The organism is Streptomyces sp. NPDC056628, from assembly GCF_042792555.1.
In the GTDB taxonomy this organism is placed as follows: Bacteria; Actinomycetota; Actinomycetes; order Streptomycetales; family Streptomycetaceae; genus Streptomyces.
This window is the reverse complement of the sequence record NZ_JBHTWG010000012.1, coordinates 1-19863: the sequence shown is the minus strand read 5'-3', so window position 1 is coordinate 19863 and position 19863 is coordinate 1. Positions and strand designations below refer to the sequence as shown.

20 protein-coding genes are annotated in these 19863 nt (G+C 71.8%); 15 read left to right on the top strand and 5 right to left on the bottom strand.

Annotation, left to right across the window (positions count from 1 at the left end; all coding sequences use genetic code 11):
- Positions 1-141: 141 nt before the first annotated feature.
- Positions 142-993, top strand: a complete 852-nt coding sequence (locus ACFRAC_RS17215) for a sulfurtransferase (protein ID WP_382924711.1) — start codon at positions 142-144, stop codon at positions 991-993.
- 88 nt (positions 994-1081) lie between these two features.
- On the opposite strand, the gene sepH is transcribed toward ACFRAC_RS17215, so the two are convergent.
- The 3 genes from sepH to ACFRAC_RS17200 all read right to left on the bottom strand — a co-directional run bounded on the left by sepH (position 1082) and on the right by ACFRAC_RS17200 (position 5066).
- On the bottom strand, positions 1082-2122 hold the full coding sequence (gene sepH / locus ACFRAC_RS17210; RefSeq protein ID WP_382924710.1) for a septation protein SepH: 1041 nt from the start codon (positions 2120-2122) through the stop codon (positions 1082-1084).
- A gap of 426 nt (positions 2123-2548) precedes the next feature.
- Positions 2549-3868 carry a D-arabinono-1,4-lactone oxidase gene (locus ACFRAC_RS17205; RefSeq protein WP_382924709.1) on the bottom strand — a complete coding sequence of 440 codons (1320 nt, stop codon included), beginning with the start codon at positions 3866-3868 and terminating at the stop codon, positions 2549-2551.
- Positions 3828-5066, bottom strand: coding sequence for an MFS transporter (locus tag ACFRAC_RS17200; RefSeq protein ID WP_382924708.1), 1239 nt, complete (start codon positions 5064-5066; stop codon positions 3828-3830). The genes ACFRAC_RS17205 and ACFRAC_RS17200 overlap by 41 nt, the downstream gene beginning before the upstream one ends.
- A gap of 179 nt (positions 5067-5245) precedes the next feature.
- Between ACFRAC_RS17200 and ACFRAC_RS17195 the strand changes: the two genes are divergently transcribed.
- Together ACFRAC_RS17195 and ACFRAC_RS17190 are read left to right on the top strand one after the other, a co-directional pair.
- Complete coding sequence (locus ACFRAC_RS17195) at positions 5246-6373, top strand: ferrochelatase (RefSeq protein WP_382924707.1); 1128 nt, start codon at positions 5246-5248, stop codon at positions 6371-6373.
- The gene (locus ACFRAC_RS17190; RefSeq protein ID WP_382924706.1) at positions 6370-7197 is read left to right on the top strand and encodes an inositol monophosphatase family protein; all 828 of its coding nucleotides are present in this window, start codon (positions 6370-6372) and stop codon (positions 7195-7197) included. The genes ACFRAC_RS17195 and ACFRAC_RS17190 overlap by 4 nt, the downstream gene beginning before the upstream one ends.
- Before the next feature lie 70 nt (positions 7198-7267).
- Here the strand turns inward: ACFRAC_RS17190 and ACFRAC_RS17185 are convergent, their stop codons facing one another.
- Positions 7268-7441, bottom strand: coding sequence for a hypothetical protein (locus ACFRAC_RS17185; protein WP_164492381.1), 174 nt, complete (start codon positions 7439-7441; stop codon positions 7268-7270).
- 432 nt (positions 7442-7873) lie between these two features.
- Between ACFRAC_RS17185 and ACFRAC_RS17180 the strand changes: the two genes are divergently transcribed.
- The 4 genes from ACFRAC_RS17180 (at position 7874) to ACFRAC_RS17165 (ending at position 11422) form a co-directional block, all read left to right on the top strand.
- Positions 7874-8527 carry a response regulator transcription factor gene (locus tag ACFRAC_RS17180; protein ID WP_055494404.1) on the top strand — a complete coding sequence of 218 codons (654 nt, stop codon included), beginning with the start codon at positions 7874-7876 and terminating at the stop codon, positions 8525-8527.
- Positions 8528-8533: 6 nt separating this feature from the next.
- On the top strand, positions 8534-9781 hold the full coding sequence (locus ACFRAC_RS17175; protein ID WP_382924705.1) for a sensor histidine kinase: 1248 nt from the start codon (positions 8534-8536) through the stop codon (positions 9779-9781).
- A gap of 413 nt (positions 9782-10194) precedes the next feature.
- Positions 10195-10491 (top strand): DUF4193 domain-containing protein, encoded by a 297-nt coding sequence (locus ACFRAC_RS17170; protein WP_005481602.1) that lies wholly within the window; start codon positions 10195-10197, stop codon positions 10489-10491.
- Positions 10492-10504: 13 nt separating this feature from the next.
- Positions 10505-11422, top strand: coding sequence for a hypothetical protein (locus ACFRAC_RS17165; RefSeq protein WP_382924704.1), 918 nt, complete (start codon positions 10505-10507; stop codon positions 11420-11422).
- A 62-nt stretch (positions 11423-11484) separates the two neighbouring features.
- On the opposite strand, the gene ACFRAC_RS17160 is transcribed toward ACFRAC_RS17165, so the two are convergent.
- A complete protein-coding gene (locus tag ACFRAC_RS17160; RefSeq protein WP_382924703.1) occupies positions 11485-11946 on the bottom strand; it encodes a DUF3093 domain-containing protein in 462 nt (153 codons plus the stop codon).
- 58 nt (positions 11947-12004) lie between these two features.
- Here ACFRAC_RS17160 and ACFRAC_RS17155 point away from each other — a divergent pair, with 58 nt between their 5' ends.
- The 8 genes from ACFRAC_RS17155 (at position 12005) to ACFRAC_RS17120 (ending at position 19793) form a co-directional block, all read left to right on the top strand.
- On the top strand, positions 12005-12589 hold the full coding sequence (locus tag ACFRAC_RS17155; protein ID WP_382924702.1) for a PaaI family thioesterase: 585 nt from the start codon (positions 12005-12007) through the stop codon (positions 12587-12589).
- Complete coding sequence (dut, locus tag ACFRAC_RS17150) at positions 12586-13146, top strand: dUTP diphosphatase (RefSeq protein WP_382924701.1); 561 nt, start codon at positions 12586-12588, stop codon at positions 13144-13146. The genes ACFRAC_RS17155 and dut overlap by 4 nt, the downstream gene beginning before the upstream one ends.
- Position 13147: 1 nt before the next feature.
- The gene (locus ACFRAC_RS17145; RefSeq protein ID WP_382924700.1) at positions 13148-13906 is read left to right on the top strand and encodes a DUF3710 domain-containing protein; all 759 of its coding nucleotides are present in this window, start codon (positions 13148-13150) and stop codon (positions 13904-13906) included.
- A 157-nt stretch (positions 13907-14063) separates the two neighbouring features.
- Complete coding sequence (locus tag ACFRAC_RS17140; RefSeq protein ID WP_382924699.1) at positions 14064-15230, top strand: alginate lyase family protein; 1167 nt, start codon at positions 14064-14066, stop codon at positions 15228-15230.
- Positions 15231-15370: 140 nt separating this feature from the next.
- Positions 15371-17923, top strand: a complete 2553-nt coding sequence (locus ACFRAC_RS17135) for a DUF4118 domain-containing protein (RefSeq protein ID WP_382924698.1) — start codon at positions 15371-15373, stop codon at positions 17921-17923.
- Positions 17920-18603 (top strand): response regulator, encoded by a 684-nt coding sequence (locus ACFRAC_RS17130; protein WP_361346525.1) that lies wholly within the window; start codon positions 17920-17922, stop codon positions 18601-18603. Before ACFRAC_RS17135 ends, ACFRAC_RS17130 begins: the two co-directional genes overlap by 4 nt.
- Before the next feature lie 20 nt (positions 18604-18623).
- The gene (locus ACFRAC_RS17125; protein WP_361346528.1) at positions 18624-19022 is read left to right on the top strand and encodes an OB-fold nucleic acid binding domain-containing protein; all 399 of its coding nucleotides are present in this window, start codon (positions 18624-18626) and stop codon (positions 19020-19022) included.
- Between the two features lie 3 nt (positions 19023-19025).
- Entirely contained in the window at positions 19026-19793 is a 768-nt protein-coding gene (locus ACFRAC_RS17120) for a DUF3159 domain-containing protein (RefSeq protein ID WP_382924697.1), read from the top strand.
- The last annotated feature ends 70 nt before the right edge of the window (positions 19794-19863 follow it).

The window sequence follows — 19863 nt, the reverse complement described above, 5'->3', positions numbered from 1 at the left end:
CATTCCCGTGCGGGGGACGACGGATGTCGATCGGCTGTACAGCTTGTGCCCGATCCCGTACGCCTCGTGATCGGGCCTGTCCGGCGGGCAGATTAACCGGCGTGAGCCGTCGCGGCCACCCTGTGCGCGAGGATGGGGACCATGAACGCCATCATCTCTGCATCAGAACTGGCCACCGCCCTGGCGGGCGACGACCCGCCGGTGCTGCTCGACGTCCGCTGGCAGTTGACGCTCCCCACGGCGTCCGGTGAACCGCCGTTCGACGGCCGAGCCGCGCACGCCTCCGGGCACATCCCCGGTGCGGTCTACGTCGACCTGGACCGGGAGTTGGCGTCCGAGCCCGGCCCGCGCGGGCGTCATCCACTGCCGGACCTGGCCGAATTCGGCAGGGCTATGCGGCGGGCGGGTGTGTCCTCGACGCGTCCCGTGGTGGTGTACGACGGCGGGCAGGGCTGGGGGGCGGCCCGCGCCTGGTGGCTCCTGCGCTGGACGGGGCACCCCGACGTGCGGGTCCTGGACGGCGGGCTGACGGCCTGGCAGGGGCCGCTGGAGACGGCCGTACCGACGCCGGCGGAGGGCGACTTCGAGCCGGTGCCGTCGGCGACGGGGCTGCTCGACGCGGACGGCGCCGAAGCGCTCGCGCGGTCGGGTCTGCTGCTGGACGCGCGGGCGGGGGAGCGGTACCGCGGCGAGGTCGAGCCGATCGACCCGGTCGGGGGGCACATCCCGGGTGCCGTGTCCGCCCCGACGAACGACAACGTCGGCCCGGACGGCCGGTTCCTGCCCGCCGGTGAACTCGCCGCCCGTTTCAGGGAGCTGGGCGCCGTCGAGGGCACGGAGGTCGGTGTGTACTGCGGCTCGGGCGTGTCGGCGGCCCACGAGGCGCTGGCGCTCGCGGTGGCCGGCGTTCCCGCGGCCCTGTACGTGGGTTCGTGGTCGGAGTGGTCGGCCGACCCCACGCGACCGGTGGCCGTCGGACCGGACCCGCGGTAGCGGCAGGCCGCTCCGGCATGAGCGAGGGCCGCGTCGGTCCGACGCGGCCCTCGCTCACGGGCGTTCGACGAGCGAACGGGTCCGCTCGCTACTCCTGCTTCTTCCTGCGCGTGCCGAACACGATCTCGTCCCAGCTCGGCACGGCGGCCCGGCGGCCCGGGCGGACACCGTCCGCCTCGGCCTGACGGTCCGTGGCACCGATGAGCCGGTCGCGGTGGCTGCCGACGGAACGCGGCATGAGGACGTCCGCGTACGCGGACCCGGCCGACGCGGCGGGCGCCGGGGGCTCCTCGGCGGCCGGCTCGAGCGCGGGCTCCTCCGGGTCGGGCTCGGTGGGCCGCTCCGGGACCACCAGGTCGCCGCGGAAGCTCGGCACCGCCTCCAGCAGGCTGGTGAGCGAGTCCCGCTCCTCCGTCATCTCCTCGGCCGGCTCGGACACCTGCGCGGGCAGGCTCGGCCGCTCCAGCGCGCGCTCCAGCGAACGCTCCGGACGCTCACGCGGCAGCCGGGCGATCCGCGGCACGAACGGGAAGCTCGGCTCGGGCGCGGTGAGGTCGTCGGACTCGCCGATCAGCGAGCGCGCCTCGTCGTCGACGGCCTGGACGAGCCGCCGGGGCGGGTCGTACGTCCAGCTCGCCGAGTGCGGTTCGCCCGCCACCATGTAGACCAGCAGCACTTCCCAGGTGCCGTCGTCGCGGCGCCAGGAGTCCCACTGCACGGTGTCCTTGTCGGCGCCGCGCAGCAGCAGCCGCTCCTGGACGGCCTCGCCGAGCTGGGGCCCCGCCGCGTTCTCACCGGGGCGGCGGACGGGCGTCTTGCGGGCGCGCTCGGCCATGAAGGCGCGCTCGGCGAGCACGGGGCCCTCGAAGCGCCGCACACGGTCGACGGGGATGCCGGCGAGCTGGGCGACCTCTTCCGCGGTCGCACCGGCTCGTATACGCGCCTGGATGTCGCGGGGGCGGAGATGGCTCTCCACCTCGATCTCGATCTGGCCGAGGCGGGGACGGTCGCCGCGCACGGCGGCGCGCAGGCGTTCGTCGATCGGAAGGGTGTACTCCGTCGCGTCGGCAGCCTTCAGCACCAGCCGTGTGCCGTCATTGGAGACGGCCACGACACGCAGTTCGGGCATGGGGACCTCCCGGGTGGTGCCTGCCGACGTCACGTGCGTCGCTGCTTCCGCTAGTCGAGTGTGGCCTGCCCGGGTGCAGCCTGCCACAACCTTGCCGAGTTGCCCGGCGTGTCGGGCGTGGGCCCTGGATCGCCGTTATGGCACGGTTACCTATTCGCAACGCTAAGTGACCAACTCCGTCACCCTGTGCAACTAGCCCCCTCCCGGCGGTCCTTGAAGGCCACGGACGCCCAGGCGGGAGACCGGACCCAGGGTTCGCAACAGTACTCCATTTGGGCCACGTGCGTGGATTGGCACGCCGCCCAAGTTCTGGCAAGAAGCGTGACTCGGCCGTCCGTTGAGCAGTTCGAAGATCTTGGACGTGGCGTACTTCACGCGATGCGCAGAAACGGAGCGAATGGTTTCCGGTGGTGTGGTTGCCCCCGGTCAGGCCCCCAAAACCCGTCGCAGGTAGTCGTTCTGGAAGAGGCGGCCGGGGTCCAGCCGGTCCCGCAGTGCGGTGAACTCGCCGAAGCGCGGGTAGACCTTCGCGAAGTAGTCGGCGTCCCGCGTGTGCACCTTGCCCCAGTGCGGACGCCCCTCGTGTCCGGTGAAGATGCGCTCGGCGGCGGTGAAGTACCGCTGGTACGGGGTGCCCTTGGCCATGTGGACCGCGATGTACGCGCTGTCGCGGCCGGACGCGGTGGAGAGCGTGATGTCGTCGGCGGGGGCCGTGCGCACCTCGACGGGGAAGCTGATCCGGAGCCCCGACCCGTCGACCATGGCCTTCAGTTCGCGCAGCGTGTCCACGACGGCCGCGCGCGGGACGGCGTACTCCATCTCCACGAAGCGGACCCGGCGCGGCGATGTGAAGACCTTGTAGGGGACGTCCGTGTACGTCCGCGCCGACAGGGCCGTGCTGGAGATCCGGGCGATCGACGGGATCGCGGCGGGTGCCGCGCGGCCCGCCCACTGGGCGACCTGGAAGACGCCGTTGGAGAGGAACTCGTCCTCGAACCAGCCCTTCAGCCGGGACACCGGCTGCTCGGGGCCCGCGCTGCGGTTGTTGCGCTTGGTGTTGGTGTTGCCGGTGTGGGGGAACCAGTAGAACTCGAAGTGCTCGTTCTCGGCCCAGAGTTCGTCGAACTCGGCGAGCACCCGGCCGAACGGCATCGGTTCCTCGCGGGCCTGGAGCAGGAATATCGGCTCCACCGCGAACGTGATCGCGGTGACGACCCCGAGCGCGCCCAGGCCGATCCGGGCCGCCGCGAAGACCTCCGGGTTCTCCCGCGCGGAGCAGCTGAGGACCGAGCCGTCCGCCGTGACCAGCTCCAGGCCCCTGATCTGGGCCGCGATCGACCCTGACTCGCGGCCGGTGCCGTGGGTTCCGGTGCTGGTGGCGCCGGAGACCGTCTGCTCCATGATGTCGCCCATGTTGGTGAGGGACAGCCCCTCGCGCGCCAGCGCCATGTTGAGCCGCTTCAAGGGGGTGCCGGCTTCCACCGTGACCGTCATGGCCTCCCGGTCGATCCTCCGGATGCCGGTCAGCAGCCGCGGGCGCACCAGCACGCCGTCGGTGGCCGCGATGGACGTGAAGGAGTGGCCGCTGCCGACCGCCTTCACCTTCAGGCCGTCCTCGGCGGCCCGGCGTATCGCCTCGACCAGCTCCTCCACCGACGCCGGAGCGACCTCCCGCGCGGGGCGCGCCGCCACGTTGCCGCCCCAGTTACGCCACGTGCCGTTCTTCGCGCTCGCCGTGCTGCCCAACGGTGCCTCCCCGACGTGGCGCCGGCCTGCTGAGCCGGCGGTACCCCAGGAAACCGACCGCGACCGCGGCGGCCCCGGACACCGCCGGGACCACGTACCCGGCGTCCGCTCCGGCGGCGTCGATCACCCAGCCGGCCACGGACGAGCCGAGCGCGACCCCGACCGCGAGCCCCGTGCTCACCCAGGTCATGCCCTCGGTCAGTTGCGCGCGTGGTACGTGCTGCTCGATCAGTGACATGGTGGTGATCATCGTGGGAGCGACGGCCATGCCGGCGACGAACAGCGCCACGGCCAGAAACGGCAGGTTCCCGACCAGTAGGAGGGGGATCATACTCACGGCCATCGCGCATATGCCCAGCAACCAGCGAGGTTCGGGCGCCCCCGTGAAGCGCAGCAGCCCGAAGACCAGACCCGCCGCGCAGGAACCGGCCGCGTACAGCGCGAGCACCACGCTCGCCGCGGCCTTGTGCCCCTGCTCCTCGGCGAAGGCGACGGTGACCACGTCGACGGCGCCGAAGACCGCGCCCGTCGCCACGAACGTGCCCACGAGCACCTGCAGTCCCGGCGCGGCGAGGGCGGTGCGGCCGCCCTCGCGCTCCCGGGGGTGCGGAGCGGGCTCGGTGGCCCGCTGCGCGGTCAGCCAGAAGACGCCGACGGCCAGGAAGCAGCCGGCCAGCAGCGGCCCGGCCTCCGGGAACCACGCCGTGGACAGCCCGATGGAGATGATCGGCCCGAAGATGAAGCACACCTCGTCGATCACCGACTCGAACGAGTACGCGGTGTGCAGCTTCTCCGTCCCTCCGTAGACCGCGGCCCAGCGGGCCCGGACCATCGCCCCGACGCTGGGCACGCAGCCGATGCCGACGCAGGCCGCGAACAGCACCTGGTCCGGCCACGCGAAATGGGCCGCGAGCAGCAGCAGGGCCGCCGCGGCGAGCGAGAGCAGCGTGGCCGGGCGCAGCACCCGCCGCTGCCCGTACCGGTCGACCAGCCGGGAGACCTGGGGGCCGGCCACGGCGGCGGAGAGCGCGATGGTCGCCGACAGGGCGCCGGCCAGGCCGTAGCGCCCGGTGAGCTGCGACACCATCGTGACCACGCCGATGCCCATCATCGACAGCGGCATCCGCCCGAGGAGGCCCGCGGTGGTGAAGCGCTTGCTGCCGGGGGCGGCGAACAGGGCGCGGTAAGGGCTGGGCACGGCGGACTCCGGGCAGGGGGGAGCGGCGGACAAGGGCGGCTCGACGGACGGAAAGCCTCGATGAGCTGTACGGACGGCCGGAACAGCGTACGAGTCAGGTGACCCTAACCCACCCGTCCGGCACAGCCGGGAACCCGGTCGGCTGCCCGGTTGTCCGTACCGGGTGACAGGATCGACCCATGCCAGATCCGCGTGATGCCAGCCCCTACGACGCCCTGCTCCTGCTCTCCTTCGGCGGCCCCGAGGGCCCGGACGACGTGATCCCGTTCCTGGAGAACGTCACCCGTGGCCGGGGCATCCCCAGGGAACGCCTGAAGGAGGTCGGCGAGCACTACTTCGGCTTCGGCGGCGTGAGCCCCATCAACGCCCAGAACCGCGCCCTGCTGACCGCCCTGCGCAAGGACTTCGCCGACCACGGACTGGACCTGCCGGTCTACTGGGGCAACCGCAACTGGGCCCCGTACCTGACGGACACCCTGCGCGAGATGGCCGCCGACGGCCGCCGCCGCATCCTGGTCCTCACCACCAGCGCCTACGCCTCCTACTCGGGCTGCCGCCAGTACCGCGAGAATCTCGCCGACGCCCTGGCCGCGCTGGAGACGGAGGGCCTGGAGCTCCCGCGGATCGACAAGCTGCGGCACTACTTCAACCACCCCGGCTTCCTGGAGCCCATGATCGACGGTGTGGTCGCCTCCCTCGCCGACCTGCCCGAGGAGGTCCGGGAGGGCGCCCACATCGCCTTCTCGACCCACTCGATCCCGCTCTCCGCGGCGGACACCTCCGGCCCGGTCGAGGCCCACGGCGACGGGGGCGCGTACGTCACCCAGCACCTGGACGCGGCCCGCACGATCGCCGAGGCGGTCCGCGAGCGCACCGGCCGTGACCACCCCTGGCAGCTCGTCTACCAGTCCCGCTCCGGCGCCCCGCACATCCCGTGGCTGGAGCCCGACATCTGCGACCACCTGGAGGAGCGGCACGCGGCCGGCGTCCCCGCGGTCGTGATCGCGCCCATCGGCTTCGTCTCCGACCACATGGAGGTCCTCTACGACCTCGACACGGAGGCCAAGGCCAAGGCGGAGGCGCTGGGACTGCCGATGCGGCGCTCGGCCACCGTCGGCGACGACCCGCGCTTCGCCGCCGCCGTCCGTGACCTCGTCCTGGAGCGGGCCGCCGTCGAGCGGGCCGAGGACGTCAGGCCCTGCGCCCTCGGCGCCCTCGGCCCGAGCCACCAGCTGTGCCCGGTCGGCTGCTGCCCGGCCCGCGCCCCCAGGCCCGCGGCGGCCGGTGCCGACAGCCCCTACGCATGAGGAGCCCCGTGAGCGACGCCCAGCCCTCGGATCTGCTCGCCCTGGCCCGCGAGGCCGCCCGCCGCGCCGGTGACCTGCTGCGTGACGGGCGCCCGGCCGACCTCGCCGTCGCGGCGACCAAGTCCAGCCCGATCGACGTGGTCACCGAGATGGACATCGCGGCGGAGAAGCTGATCACCGACGTGATCTCCGGCCGCCGCCCGCAGGACGGCTTCCTCGGCGAGGAGGGCGCCGCCACCGAGGGCACCAGCGGGATCCGCTGGGTGATCGACCCCCTGGACGGCACGGTCAACTACCTCTACGGCCTGCCGACCTGGTCGGTCTCCATCGCCGCCGAGCAGGACGGCGAGACGGTCGCCGGGGTGGTCGCGGCGCCCATGCGCGGCGAGACCTATCACGCGGTGCGCGGCGGGGGAGCGTGGGCGACCGGCCCGTGGGAGGGCGAGCGCCGGCTCACCTGCCGTCCCACGGCCCCCCTCGACCAGGCCCTGGTGTCGACCGGCTTCAACTACGTGAGCGAGGTCCGCGCCCACCAGGCCGAGGTGGCCCGGCGGCTGATCCCGCTGCTGCGGGACATCCGGCGCTCGGGCTCGGCCGCGATCGACCTGTGCGACCTCGCGGCGGGCCGCCTGGACGGCTACTACGAGCGCGGGCTGAACGCCTGGGACGTCGCGGCGGGCGACCTCATCGCCCGGGAGGCGGGCGCGGTGACCGGTGGCCGTCCCGGTGAGCGCCCCTCACGCGAGCTGACGGTGGCGGCCACCCCCGGCGTCTTCGAACCCCTCCAGCGACTCCTGGAGGACTTCGGCGCCTGGCACGACTGATGCGCCGGTCCCCACGCACACGAGGGCCCCGGTGCTGGATTCACCGGGGCCCTCGTGCGTGCTGAGGCGGTCAGACGGCGGTCGCGCCGACCTCCACGCCATGCTCGGCCGCGAGGCGGCGCAGGTCGTCGAGCTCGCCCTGCTCAACCTCGACGAGGAAGTCGTCGCCCTCGTCGCGAGCCCGCGTCAGGTCGGACTCGGTCGCCTTTATGCGCTGCAGAAGTCCTGCGGTGAAAGCGTCCATGCTGCGCCCCCTCGTCCTGGGTCGTGGGTCGGTGGCACGGGGGTGTGCCGTCGGAAGGGGCGATCACGTCTCCAGTAGATGCCCAGCGCTGCCCGAGCCGGGCGGCGACGGTGCCGGACACCCACCACCACTCTGCGGAAGCGGATCATCCCGTACCGCACGTGGTGCGGCACAAGCAGAGCGTGATCGCGGGGTGTACCTGCCGTCCTCCCCCCGCCGTCTTCTTCGGAAACCTGAACCCGCGCGAAATAATCGGCATTCCTGGGCCTGCGGCCCGTTCCCCGGGATTCCCGCCCGTCACCGGCCCTCTCACCCGTCTTACCGCCGACTTATGGCCGAAAAGGGCAGGATGGAGGCCCACGGACCCGACCACACCCCTGCCCGCGCGCGCCTTGGCGCGCTACGCGGGTGGACACAGGAAGGACAAGCGACGTGCGCGTACTCGTCGTCGAGGACGAGCAACTGCTCGCCGATGCGGTGGCCACCGGACTGCGCCGGGAGGCCATGGCCGTCGACGTCGTGTACGACGGTGCGGCCGCCCTGGAGCGCATCGGCGTCAACGACTACGACGTGGTCGTCCTCGACCGCGACCTCCCCCTGGTGCACGGCGACGACGTCTGCCGCAAGATCGTCGAACTCGGCATGCCCACGCGCGTGCTGATGCTCACGGCCTCCGGCGACGTCAGCGACCGGGTCGAGGGCCTGGAGATCGGCGCCGACGACTACCTTCCCAAGCCCTTCGCCTTCAGCGAGCTGATCGCGCGCGTCCGGGCCCTCGGCCGCCGCACCAGCGTGCCGCTGCCGCCCGTCCTGGAGCGCGCCGGCATCAAGCTGGACCCCAACCGCCGCGAGGTCTTCCGCGAAGGCAAGGAGGTGCAGCTCGCCCCGAAGGAGTTCGCCGTCCTGGAGGTGCTGATGCGCAGCGAGGGAGCCGTCGTCTCCGCCGAGCAACTGCTGGAGAAGGCGTGGGACGAGAACACCGACCCGTTCACGAACGTGGTGCGGGTGACCGTCATGACCCTGCGCCGCAAGCTCGGTGAGCCGCCGGTGATCGTCACCGTGCCCGGCTCCGGCTACCGGATCTGACCGGCGATGGCAGCGACACCCGCACCGCCCGCCACGCCGCCCAAACCGACCTGGGAGCCGCGCAAGCCGGACCAGCCCTTCCCGTGGCTGCGCCCGACGATCCGCATACGGCTCACCCTGCTGTACGGCGGCATGTTCCTGATCGCCGGCATCCTGCTGCTGTCGATCATCTATCTGCTGGCCGCCCAGGCGCTGCGCTCGGGCAACGAACCGCTGTTCAAGATCGTCCAGTTCCAGAGCCTCAAGGTCACCAGCAACAACTGCCCGGGGATCGCCACCAGCGACCTGTCGCTGGCCGAGTTCAACGACGCGATCAGCGCGTGCATGGACCACGAGCGCAAGGCCGCCCTGGACAACCTCCTCAGCCGCTCGCTGCTGGCCCTGCTCGGCCTCGCCGTGATCGCCTTCGCGTTCGGCTACGCCATGGCCGGCCGTGTGCTCTCGCCGCTCGGCCGGATCACCCGCACCGCGCGCGCGGTGGCCGGCTCGGACCTGTCCCGCCGTATCGAGCTGGACGGACCGGACGACGAGCTCAAGGAGCTGGCCGACACCTTCGACGAGATGCTGGAGAGGCTCCAGCGGGCCTTCACGGCCCAGCAGCGCTTCGTCGGCAACGCCTCGCACGAGCTGCGCACCCCGCTCGCGATCAACCGGACCCTGCTGGAGGTCCACCTCTCCGATCCGGGCGCTCCCGTGGAGCTCCAGCAGCTCGGCAAGACGCTGCTGGCCACCAACGAGCGCAGCGAACAGCTCGTGGAGGGCCTGCTGCTGCTCGCCCGCAGCGACAACCAGATCATCGAGCGCAAGCCGGTGGACCTCGCGGAGGTGGCCGAGCAGGCCGTCGACCAGGTCCGCGCGGAGGCCGAGGCCAAGGGCGTGACGATCCAGGGCGAGCAGAAACCCGCGGTCATCCAGGGGAACGGCGTGCTGCTGGAGCGGATCGCGCTGAACCTGGTGCAGAACGCCGTCCGGTACAACGTGCCGGAGGGCGGCTGGGTGGAGGTCACCACCGACGTCCGGCACGGGCAGGCGGTGCTCGTCGTGACGAACACGGGTCCGGTGGTGCCGGCGTACGAGATCGACAACCTCTTCGAGCCCTTCCGGCGGCTGCGCACCGAGCGCACCGGCAGCGACAAGGGTGTGGGGCTCGGACTGTCCATCGTGCGGTCCGTGGCCCGGGCCCACGGCGGGCACATCGCGGCGGAGCCGCGCGAGGGAGGTGGTCTCCTGATGCGGGTGACGTTCCCGGTCTGAGAGCATGTGCACCGACACAGCCCGACACACGGCACTCCGAGGGCTTGTTCGCTTTGCGCGGAATTTTCACTCCGCCCCAGAAGGGAACTCGTGTGTGATCGATCACAAGGCCGGTTTTCCGGCCATCTACTGTCCGTGATCGTGTGACCGGTCGGAAAGCCGGGAAAATCCGGGTTTTCAGGGGTCCTGATCACGGGAAGTACACGGTGAGATGCCTTTGATCTGCGGCATTCGGACCGTGTACGGTCCCGTTCGCCATCCAAGCCGATCACTCTTGAGGAGTCCGGTTGGGTGTCGATTGAGTAACAGACCTTGATGTGAGGCAAAATCTCCGCCTCAGGTCGGGCACAAGTCCGGCCTCTCACGCGTTAGTGCGCTGGAGACACCACAGACACCCAGAGGGGGAGAGCGACATGGCAACGGATTACGACACCCCACGCAAGACCGACGACGACGTCGATTCGGACAGCCTGGAAGAGCTCAAGGCCAGGCGTAACGACAAGTCGACCTCCGCAGTGGACGTCGACGAGTTCGAGGCCGCAGAAGGCCTGGAGCTGCCCGGCGCGGACCTCTCGAACGAGGAGCTGGCCGTCCGGGTGCTGCCCAAGCAGCAGGACGAGTTCACCTGCATGAGCTGCTTCCTGGTGCACCACCGCAGCCAGCTGGCCCGCGAGAAGAACGGCCAGCCGATCTGCCGCGACTGCGACTGAGGACGGGTCGGGCATGACCGGCTCGACCCCTCCTCGGAAGCGCCGCTTCCTGCGGGGAGCGGACCCCGGGCCGTCCGACGGCCCGCACGGCGCGCGTGACGGCGAGCGGGGCTCACCCGACGAGGGAGCCTCGCTCGATCCGGCGTCCGCCGTGGCCGTGCCCGCCCCGGTGCGGGCTCCCGCCACCCGGCGCCGGGCGGCGGTGATGCGGGAGAGGGCCGCGCAAGGCGTCCGCAAGAGCGGCAGCCACGCCAGAGCCGGCCTCGGCTACCTCGCCGACCGCCTCATCGAGTACGCCCCGCGCATCCCCGTACGCGACCTCGCGACGCTGCGCCGCCAGTTCCCGAACCTCGGCCCGGAGCAGATCGCGGACAAGCTCGTGACGGGCGCCGCGAACGCCAGTTCCACGGTCGGGGCGGGCGTCGGCGCCGCGGCGATGCTCCCGGTACCGCCCGCGATGCCCACCGAACTGGCCGCCGAGATCACCGGCGTGGCCGCGATCGAGCTGAAGCTGATCGCCGAACTGCACGAGGTGTACGGCGTACGCCCGCCCGGAAACCTCCGCGAGCGCAGCACCGCCTATCTGTCCTCGTGGACCGAGGAACGCGGCATCGACCCCCTCAAGCCCGTCACGATCAACGCGGCGCTGGGCGGGCAGATGAAACGCGAACTGCGTCAGCAGATCATGAAGCGCATGGTGCGCAACCTGCCGAACCTGATGCCCTTCATGGTCGGCGCCGCCGTGGGCGCGGTCATGAACCGCCGGGACACCAGGAAACTCGCGGCGCGCGTCCGCGCCGACCTGCGCAAGGTGCAGGTGCCCTGGGAGGACCTGCCGCAGCTGCCGCCGCTGGAGCGCCCGGCGGAGCCCCTGGACCTGGACGAGATCCTGCCCGGGCACGGCCACAAGGGGCTGGGCGGCGGAGGCTGAGACCCCGCTGCGGCCGGGCCCGTCCCCGGCCGGTCAAAGTTCCGCCCTGCCGGAGGCAAAATCTAGACCGCGGCCCGGGCCGCCCGGATCGCGTCCGCCAGCCGCTCCGGCTCCCGCGTCGACAGGTACAGGTACGGCGTCGGGTCCTCGGGGTCGGTGACCTCCACGCGCAGGGCCGTCGGGATGTAGGCCCGCAGCAGCAGGAAGGCGCGGGTGTCGGCCTTGTACGTCCGCCAGGCGCGCGCCTCCTCGCGGTCCAGGATCTGCGCCTCGCCCAGTGCCCGAACCGGGATCCGCGCGTCGCCCGCGATCAGCGAGTCGCCCACCACACGGATGCGGGCCGAGCCGTAGGAGCTGGCGACGACCGCCGCCGCGGCGGTGCCGCCGACCAGGCCGGCCAGCATCGGCAGGGTGCCGAACGGCAGCAGGATCAGGGCCAGCGAGAGCCCCACCAGGAACGAGACCAGCCACCAGGAGCGCGGGGCGGTGAGACGTTCTTCGTACGGGGTGGCGGAGAGCTGCATGGATCCAAGCTTGGCACGGTGTCGGGACTCGGCCGACGCGCGGGTAAGGTCTGCGCTCGTGAGAGGTACTTCCCCAGCTCTTCAGCCTCCGGCCGGCGCCGTGAAACCCGTCCGGCACCCGGAGGCGCCCGCGCCCGGCGAACTCCTGGGCCCGCACTACGGCGAGTGTTTCGGCTGCGGCGGCGAGCAGCCTCACGGACTGCACCTGGAGGCACGGGCCGGGGACGGCGTCAGCATCACCGCCGAGTTCACCGTGCAGCCCGCCCACCAGGGCGCCCCCGGCCTCGCGCACGGCGGCGTGCTCGCCACCGCCCTCGACGAGACCCTCGGCTCGCTGAACTGGCTGCTGCGCACGATCGCGGTGACCGGGCGCCTGGAGACCGACTTCGTGCGGCCCGTCCCGGTCGGCACGGTCCTGCATCTGGAGGCCGAGGTGACGGCGGTCGCCGGCCGCAAGATCTACTCCACCGCCACCGGGCGGATCGGCGGGCCCGACGGCCCCGTGGCGGTCCGCGCCGACGCCCTCTTCGTGGAGGTCAAGGTCGACCACTTCATCGACAACGGGCGCCCGGAGGAGATCCGGGCCGCGATGGACGACCCGGACCAGGTGCGCCGGGCCCGCGCCTTCGAGGTGAACCCGTGAGCCGTGCTCCCCTGGACGTCCTCATCCGGCGCGTCGATCCGGACGTGCCGCTCCCGGCGTATGCGCACCCCGGGGACGCGGGCGCCGACCTGCGGACCACGGAGAGCCGCGAGCTGGAGCCGGGGGAGCGGGCCGTGCTGCCCACCGGGGTGTCCATCGCCCTGCCCGAGGGGTATGCGGCGTTCGTGCACCCCCGCTCCGGGCTCGCCGCCCGCCTCGGTGTCGCCCTCGTGAATGCCCCGGGGACGGTTGATGCCGGGTACCGTGGGGAGATCAAGGTGATCGTGGTGAATCTCGACCCGCGCGAGTCCGTGCGGTTCGAGCGCTTCGACCGGATTGCCCAACTGGTTGTCCAGCAGGTCGAGAGGGTTCGCTTCCGGGAGGTGGCGGAGCTTCCCGATTCGGCACGGGCCGAGGGGGGCTTCGGGTCCACCGGCGGTCATGCCGAGGTGGGCGGCGAAAGCGCCACAAGCGATACAGGCGATGGGGCCGCCGTTGGCGGCGCTACGGGTGGGAATCGATACGCTTCGGTCGTATCCGACCGGGAAGGACAGTGACGTGTTCGGACGTCGCAAGAAGAAGGGTGCCGCCGAGGACGCGGCCGGCGAGCCCGAGCAGGTCGTCGACATCGACACTGAGGCGGACGACGACGGCACGCGCGAGCGCGTACGGCTCGAGCCGGGACCGCGTCCCGACGGGCCGTGGGACAGCTCCGAGGTGAGGGACCCCGGCGAGGGCCGGGTGGACCTGGGCGGCCTGTTCGTACCGGGTGTCGACGGCATGGAGCTGCGGGTGGAGGTCGCGGGCGACGCCATCGTCGCGGCGACCGTCGTGCTGGGCGACAGCGCCATCCAGCTGCAGGCCTTCGCCGCCCCCAAGCGCGAGGGCATCTGGGGCGAGGTGCGCGAGGAGATCGGCTCGGGCATCACCCAGCAGGGTGGCATCGTCGACGAGGTCGAGGGTCCGCTCGGCTGGGAGCTGCGGGCCCAGGTGCCGGTGCAGCTGCCGGACGGCACGGGTGGTTTCCAGGTCGTGCGGTTCGTCGGTGTGGACGGCCCCCGCTGGTTCCTGCGCGGGGTGATCTCGGGCCAGGGCGCGGTGCAGCCGCAGGCGGCCGGCCTGCTCGAGCAGATCTTCCGGGACACGGTCGTCGTCCGTGGTGAGGGCCCGATGGCCCCGCGCGACCCGATCGTCCTCAAGCTGCCCGACGACGCGCAGATGGTCCCCGAAGGGGTCCAGCAGGAGGAGGCGGGTTCGCGCTTCTCCGGCGGCATGGGCCAGCTCCAGCGCGGACCGGAGATCACCGAGGTCCGCTGAGCCGTGGATCGATCCAGGGCCGTACCCCGCCGGGTGCGGCCCTTTCCCATGCGTGAACCCTTGACGCCTCATTGGTCTGTACCTACCGTCTCGGCTCAGCGCGCCTGTTCATAAAGGCGCTTGACGTTCACATACGAGAACGGAAGGCCCCCCACGCATGCGCAGAACCGCTCTCCTCGCCGTCGCCGCCGCCCTGCTCGCCGCCGCCCTCGTCCGGCCCGCCGGCGCCGCCCCCACGACCTTCGCCCACCCCGGAGTCACCGTCTCCAAGGCCCAGTTGGACTTCGCCCGCTCCCAGGTCCAGGCCGGCGCCCAGCCCTGGAAGGGCGCCTTCGACCGGATGATGGCGAGCAGGTACGCGGACCTGAACCGCGCCCCCAAGCCCCGTGCCGTCGTCGAGTGCGGCTCGTACTCGAACCCCAACAACGGCTGCACCGACGAGCGCGAGGACGCCATCGCCGCCTACACCCAGGCCGTCGCCTGGTACATCACCCGCGACGAACGGCACGCCCGCAAGGCCATCGAGCTCATGGACGCCTGGTCCGCGGTGATCAGGGACCACACGAACAGCAACGCGCCCCTCCAGACCGGCTGGGCCGGCTCCTCCTGGCCCAGGGCCGCCGAGATCATCAAGTACACCTACGGCGGGGGCTGGGCGAACTCCGGCCGCTTCGCCACGATGCTGCGCACCGTCTACCTGCCCGAGATCATCAACGGCTCCAACTCCAACGGGAACTGGGAGCTGTCGATGATGGAGGCCGCCGTCGGCATCTCCGTCTTCCTGGAGGACAAGGCCTCCTACGACAAGGCCATGGCGAAGTTCCGCACCCGCACCGCCGCGTACGTCTACCTGGCCTCCGACGGCGATCTGCCGAAGACGGTGCCCGGCCAGAACCTGGACACCCGCCAGAAGATCGTCGACTACTGGCAGGGGCAGGGCACCTTCGTCACCGGTCTCACCCAGGAGACCTGCCGCGACCTCACCCACACCGGATACGGCGTCTCCGCGATCTCCCACGTCGCCGAGACCAGCCGCATCCAGGGCCAGGACCTCTACGGCACCGACGTCGGCGAGCGGCTGCGGCACGCGCTCGGCTTCCAGGCCAAGTACGAGCTCGGCGCCGCCGTGCCGAGCTGGCTGTGCGGCGGCTCGCTCCACCTCGGGCTCGGCCCCGTCACCGAGGTCGGGCACAACGCCCTGGCCAACCGCCTCGGCCACGCCATGACCAACACCGAGACGCTGAACCAGCGCAACCGCCCCTCCGGCACCAACAACCTCTTCGTCGCCTGGGAGACCCTCACCCACGGAGACAACCCGGCCTGACCACCCCCCACGGGTGACGGCGGTGGCGTCAGGGTTGCGTCAAAGACGCCGCCGCCGTCTCACCCGGTCCCCTTTGTCGCGATTGCGGGTCGTAGGGTCGACGCTGCGCAGGCACCTTCGACCGGAACACAATGAGGACCATGGGACGCGGCAGGCTTCGGATCCACCTCGGTGCGGCACCTGGCGTCGGCAAGACCTACGCCATGCTCGCCGAAGCGCACCGCCGCGTCGAGCGGGGCACGGACTGCGTCGTCGCCGTCGTGGAGCACCACGGCCGGCCCCGCACCGAGGTCCTGCTGCACGGCCTGGAGCAGGTGGAGCGCCGGCGGCTGGAGTACCGGGGCGGCACCTTCACGGAGATGGACGTCGACGCCGTCCTCGCCCGCCGCCCCGAGGTGGCCCTCGTGGACGAACTGGCCCACACCAACATCCCCGGCTCCCGCAACACCAAGCGCTGGCAGGACGTCGAGGAACTCCTCGCGGCCGGCATCGACGTCATCTCGACGGTCAACATCCAGCACCTGGAGTCCCTGGGCGACGTCGTGGAGTCCATCACCGGGGTACGGCAGCAGGAGACCGTGCCGGACGAGGTGGTGCGCCGCGCCGACCAGATCGAACTCGTCGACATGTCGCCCGAGGCGCTGCGGCGGCGCATGGCGCACGGCAACATCTACCGGCCCGACAAGGTCGACGCGGCCCTGTCCAACTACTTCCGCCCCGGCAACCTCACCGCGCTGCGCGAGCTCGCCCTGCTGTGGGTGGCCGACCGGGTCGACGCCCATCTGCAGCAGTACCGCGCCGAGCACCACGTGTCGGCGATCTGGGGGTCCCGGGAGCGGATCGTCGTCGGACTCACCGGCGGCCCCGAGGGGCGCACCCTGGTCCGGCGCGCGGTGCGGCTGGCGGAGAAGGGGGCCGGCGGCGAGGTGCTGGCCGTCTACGTCGCCCGCAGCGACGGCCTCACCTCCGGCTCGCCCAAGGAGCTGGCACTCCAGCGGACCCTCGTGGAGGATCTCGGCGGCACCTTCCACCACGTCGTCGGCGACGACGTCCCCGCGGCGCTCCTGGCCTTCGCGCGCGGCGTCAACGCCACGCAGATAGTCCTCGGCTCGTCCCGCCGCAAGACCTGGCAGTACGTCCTCGGGCCCGGCGTGGGCGCCACGGTCGCCCGGGAGTCAGGACCCGACCTCGACGTGCACATCGTCACGCACGACGAGGTCGCCAAGGGCCGCGGGCTGCCCGTCGCGCGGGGCGCCCGCCTGGGCCGGTGGCGGACCGTGTGGGGCTGGCTCGCCGCGATCGGCGGGCCGGTGCTGCTCACCATGCTGCTGTCGAACGTCGACGTCGAGCTCGGCCTCGCCAACGACATGCTGCTGTTCCTGACCCTGACGGTCGCGGCGGCCCTGATCGGCGGGCTCTGTCCGGCGCTCGCCTCCGCCGCCGTCGGCTCCCTGCTGCTCAACTGGTTCTTCACCCCGCCGCTGCACCGCATCTCGATCGCCGACCCCAAGAACCTGCTCGCCCTGCTGATCTTCGTGTGCGTGGCGGTCGCGGTCGCCTCCGTGGTCGACCTCGCGGCCCGCCGCACCCACCAGGCGGCCCGGCTGCGGGCCGAGTCGGAGATCCTGTCGTTCCTCGCCGGCAGCGTGCTGCGCGGCGAGACCGGCCTCGAGGAGCTGCTGGAACGGGTCCGGGAGACCTTCGGCATGGAGTCCGCGGCGCTGCTCGAACGGGAGGACGACGTGGCCCCCTGGACCTGTGCGGGCCGCGCCGGCGCGGGACCGGCCCTGAGCCGGCCCGAGGACGCCGACGTCGACGTCCCCGTCGGCGACCACATGGCGCTCGCCCTGACCGGCCGGGTGCTGCCTGCCGAGGACCGGCGCGTCCTGGCCGCCTTCGCCGCGCAGTCCGCGGTCGTCCTGGACCGCCAGCGGCTCCAGCGTGAGGCCGACCAGGCCAAGGAGCTCGCCGAGGGCAACCGCATCCGCACGGCGCTCCTGGCGGCCGTCAGCCACGATCTGCGCACCCCCCTCGCCGGCATCAAGGCGGCGGTGTCCTCGCTGCGTTCCGACGACGTGGCCTGGTCGCCCGAGGACGAGGCCGAGCTGCTGGCCGGCATCGAGGAGGGCGCCGACCGGCTGGACCACCTCGTCGGGAACCTGCTGGACATGTCCCGGCTCCAGACCGGCACGGTCACCCCGCTGATCAGGGAGATCGACCTCGACGAGGTGGTGCCGATGGCGCTCGGCGGGGTGCCCGAGGGCAGCGTCGACCTGGACGTGCCGGAGACGCTCCCGATGGTCGCCGTCGACCCCGGCCTGCTGGAGCGCTCGGTGGCCAACCTCGTCGAGAACGCCGTCAAGTACAGCCCCCGTGACGGCAGGGTCCTGGTGGCCGCCAGCGCCCTGGCGGACCGGGTGGAGGTCCGGGTGGTCGACCGCGGGCCCGGAGTCCCGGACGCGGCCAAGGAGCGCATCTTCGAGCCCTTCCAGCGGTACGGCGACGCCCCGCGCGGCGCCGGGGTCGGTCTGGGCCTCGCGGTCGCCCGAGGTTTCGCCGAGGCCATGAACGGCACCCTGGGCGTGGAGGACACCCCTGGCGGCGGTCTCACCATGGTTCTCACCCTGCGGGCCGCCGGAGCGGGGCCCGGCCCCGTCCGCCCCGACGTACGACCCGAAAGGCAGACCGCATGACCCGGGTACTCGTGGTGGACGACGAGCCGCAGATCGTGCGCGCCCTCGTGATCAACCTCAAGGCCCGCCACTACGAGGTCGACGCGGCCCACGACGGGGCCACCGCCCTCGCCCTCGCCGCCGCCCGGCACCCCGACGTCGTCGTCCTCGACCTCGGGCTGCCCGACATGGACGGCGTGGAGGTGATCCGCGGTCTGCGCGGCTGGACCCGGGTGCCGATCCTGGTGCTGTCCGCCCGGCACTCCTCCGACGAGAAGGTCGAGGCGCTGGACGCGGGCGCCGACGACTACGTCACCAAGCCCTTCGGCATGGACGAGCTGCTGGCCCGGCTGCGGGCCGCCGTCCGCCGGGCCGAGCCCACCGGGGGCGGCGAGGACGACGTGATCGTGGAGACCGACGAGTTCACCGTCGACCTCGCCGCGAAGAAGGTCAACCGCGGCGGGCGGGACGTACGCCTCACGCCCACCGAATGGCATCTCCTCGAAGTGCTGGTCCGCAGCACCGGCCGGCTCGTCAGCCAGAAACAGCTGCTCCAGGAGGTCTGGGGCCCGTCCTACGGGACGGAGACCAACTATCTGCGGGTGTACATGGCCCAGCTGCGCAGAAAGCTCGAGGCGGACCCCTCCCACCCGAAGCACTTCGTCACCGAGCCGGGGATGGGCTATCGGTTCGAGAAGTGAGGCCCGGTACGCTTCAAGACATGACTGCTGTTCCTCGTTCGGAAAAGGCGGTGGGCCGGTTCCGGCGCATGCTCGACCGGCTCTCCTCGTCGCAGGAGGACCTGGAGTCCGAGGAGCTGCGTGAGGACGCCGAGACCGCCGGATGCACCAAGATCGGTGACTGCCGGGACCGCCAGATCGTGACGGTTACTGGTACCTTGCGCACGGTCACCCTGCGGCCGCGCGCCGGAGTCCCGGCCTTGGAGGCCGAGCTGTTCGACGGCACGGCCGCGCTGGACGTGGTGTGGCTCGGCAGGCGCTCCATAGTCGGCATAGAGCCCGGGCGCCGGCTGATCGCCTCCGGCAGGATCGCCATGAGCCGGGGCCGCCGGGTGCTGTTCAACCCGAAATACGAACTGAGACCCCTCGGACGGGAGTAGCCGGTGACGTCGCTCGACAAGCCGACCGAAGACACCACCGCAGACGCCGGGCACGACTCCCGCGCGGTGACGGAGGCCGCGCTGTTCGAGGCCTTCGGCGGCATGCGCGGCATGATCGAGACGGTCCTGCCGGGCCTGCTCTTCGTCACGATCTACACGATCAACAAGAACCTGCACATGGCGGCCATCGCCGCCCTCGCGGTGTCCGTCGTGCTGGTCGTGGTGCGCCTGGTGACCCGGGACACGGTCAAGCACGCGTTCAGCGGTGTCTTCGGTGTGGCCTTCGGTGTCGTCTTCGCGATGATGACGGGCAACGCCAAGGACTTCTACCTGCCCGGCATGCTCTACACGCTGGGCCTCGCCCTCGCCTACATCATCACGACGCTGTGCGGCGTCCCCCTGATCGGGCTGATCCTCGGGCCGGTGTTCAAGGAGAACCTCTCCTGGCGCACCCGCAACCCCGGCCGCAAGAAGGCGTACTCCAAGGCCAGCTACGCCTGGGGCCTGATCCTGCTCGCCAAGTGCGCGATCCTCTTCCCGCTGTACTGGTGGGCCGACACCACCCAGCTGGGCTGGGTGCTGGTCGCCCTGAAGATCCCGCCGTTCCTGCTGGCCGTCTGGCTGACCTGGGTGTTCCTGGCGAAGGCCCCGGCGCCGATCGACGTCTTCGCGGAGATGGAGGCGGCGGAGAAGGCCGAGGAGGAGCGCCGGGCCGCGACGGCCGCCGAGACCGGGGAGACCACCGGCGGACGGCACCGCCGCGACGTCTGAGCTCCCTCGGACCGAGACGACGGAGGGCGCCCCGCATCCGCGGGGCCACCGAATGGCATCTCCTCGAAGT

What these genes read in the sequence shown, in the direction of transcription:
- ACFRAC_RS17215 (WP_382924711.1), top strand. Translation starts at nt 142, where the DNA reads ATGAACGCCATCATCTCTGCATCAGAACTGGCCACCGCCCTGGCGGGC.
- sepH (WP_382924710.1), bottom strand. Translation starts at nt 2,122, where the DNA reads ATGCCCGAACTGCGTGTCGTGGCCGTCTCCAATGACGGCACACGGCTG.
- ACFRAC_RS17195 (WP_382924707.1), top strand. Translation starts at nt 5,246, where the DNA reads ATGCCAGATCCGCGTGATGCCAGCCCCTACGACGCCCTGCTCCTGCTC.
- ACFRAC_RS17190 (WP_382924706.1), top strand. Translation starts at nt 6,370, where the DNA reads ATGAGGAGCCCCGTGAGCGACGCCCAGCCCTCGGATCTGCTCGCCCTG.
- ACFRAC_RS17185 (WP_164492381.1), bottom strand. Translation starts at nt 7,441, where the DNA reads ATGGACGCTTTCACCGCAGGACTTCTGCAGCGCATAAAGGCGACCGAG.
- ACFRAC_RS17175 (WP_382924705.1), top strand. Translation starts at nt 8,534, where the DNA reads ATGGCAGCGACACCCGCACCGCCCGCCACGCCGCCCAAACCGACCTGG.
- ACFRAC_RS17170 (WP_005481602.1), top strand. Translation starts at nt 10,195, where the DNA reads ATGGCAACGGATTACGACACCCCACGCAAGACCGACGACGACGTCGAT.
- ACFRAC_RS17165 (WP_382924704.1), top strand. Translation starts at nt 10,505, where the DNA reads ATGACCGGCTCGACCCCTCCTCGGAAGCGCCGCTTCCTGCGGGGAGCG.
- ACFRAC_RS17160 (WP_382924703.1), bottom strand. Translation starts at nt 11,946, where the DNA reads ATGCAGCTCTCCGCCACCCCGTACGAAGAACGTCTCACCGCCCCGCGC.
- ACFRAC_RS17140 (WP_382924699.1), top strand. Translation starts at nt 14,064, where the DNA reads ATGCGCAGAACCGCTCTCCTCGCCGTCGCCGCCGCCCTGCTCGCCGCC.
- ACFRAC_RS17135 (WP_382924698.1), top strand. Translation starts at nt 15,371, where the DNA reads ATGGGACGCGGCAGGCTTCGGATCCACCTCGGTGCGGCACCTGGCGTC.
- ACFRAC_RS17130 (WP_361346525.1), top strand. Translation starts at nt 17,920, where the DNA reads ATGACCCGGGTACTCGTGGTGGACGACGAGCCGCAGATCGTGCGCGCC.
- ACFRAC_RS17125 (WP_361346528.1), top strand. Translation starts at nt 18,624, where the DNA reads ATGACTGCTGTTCCTCGTTCGGAAAAGGCGGTGGGCCGGTTCCGGCGC.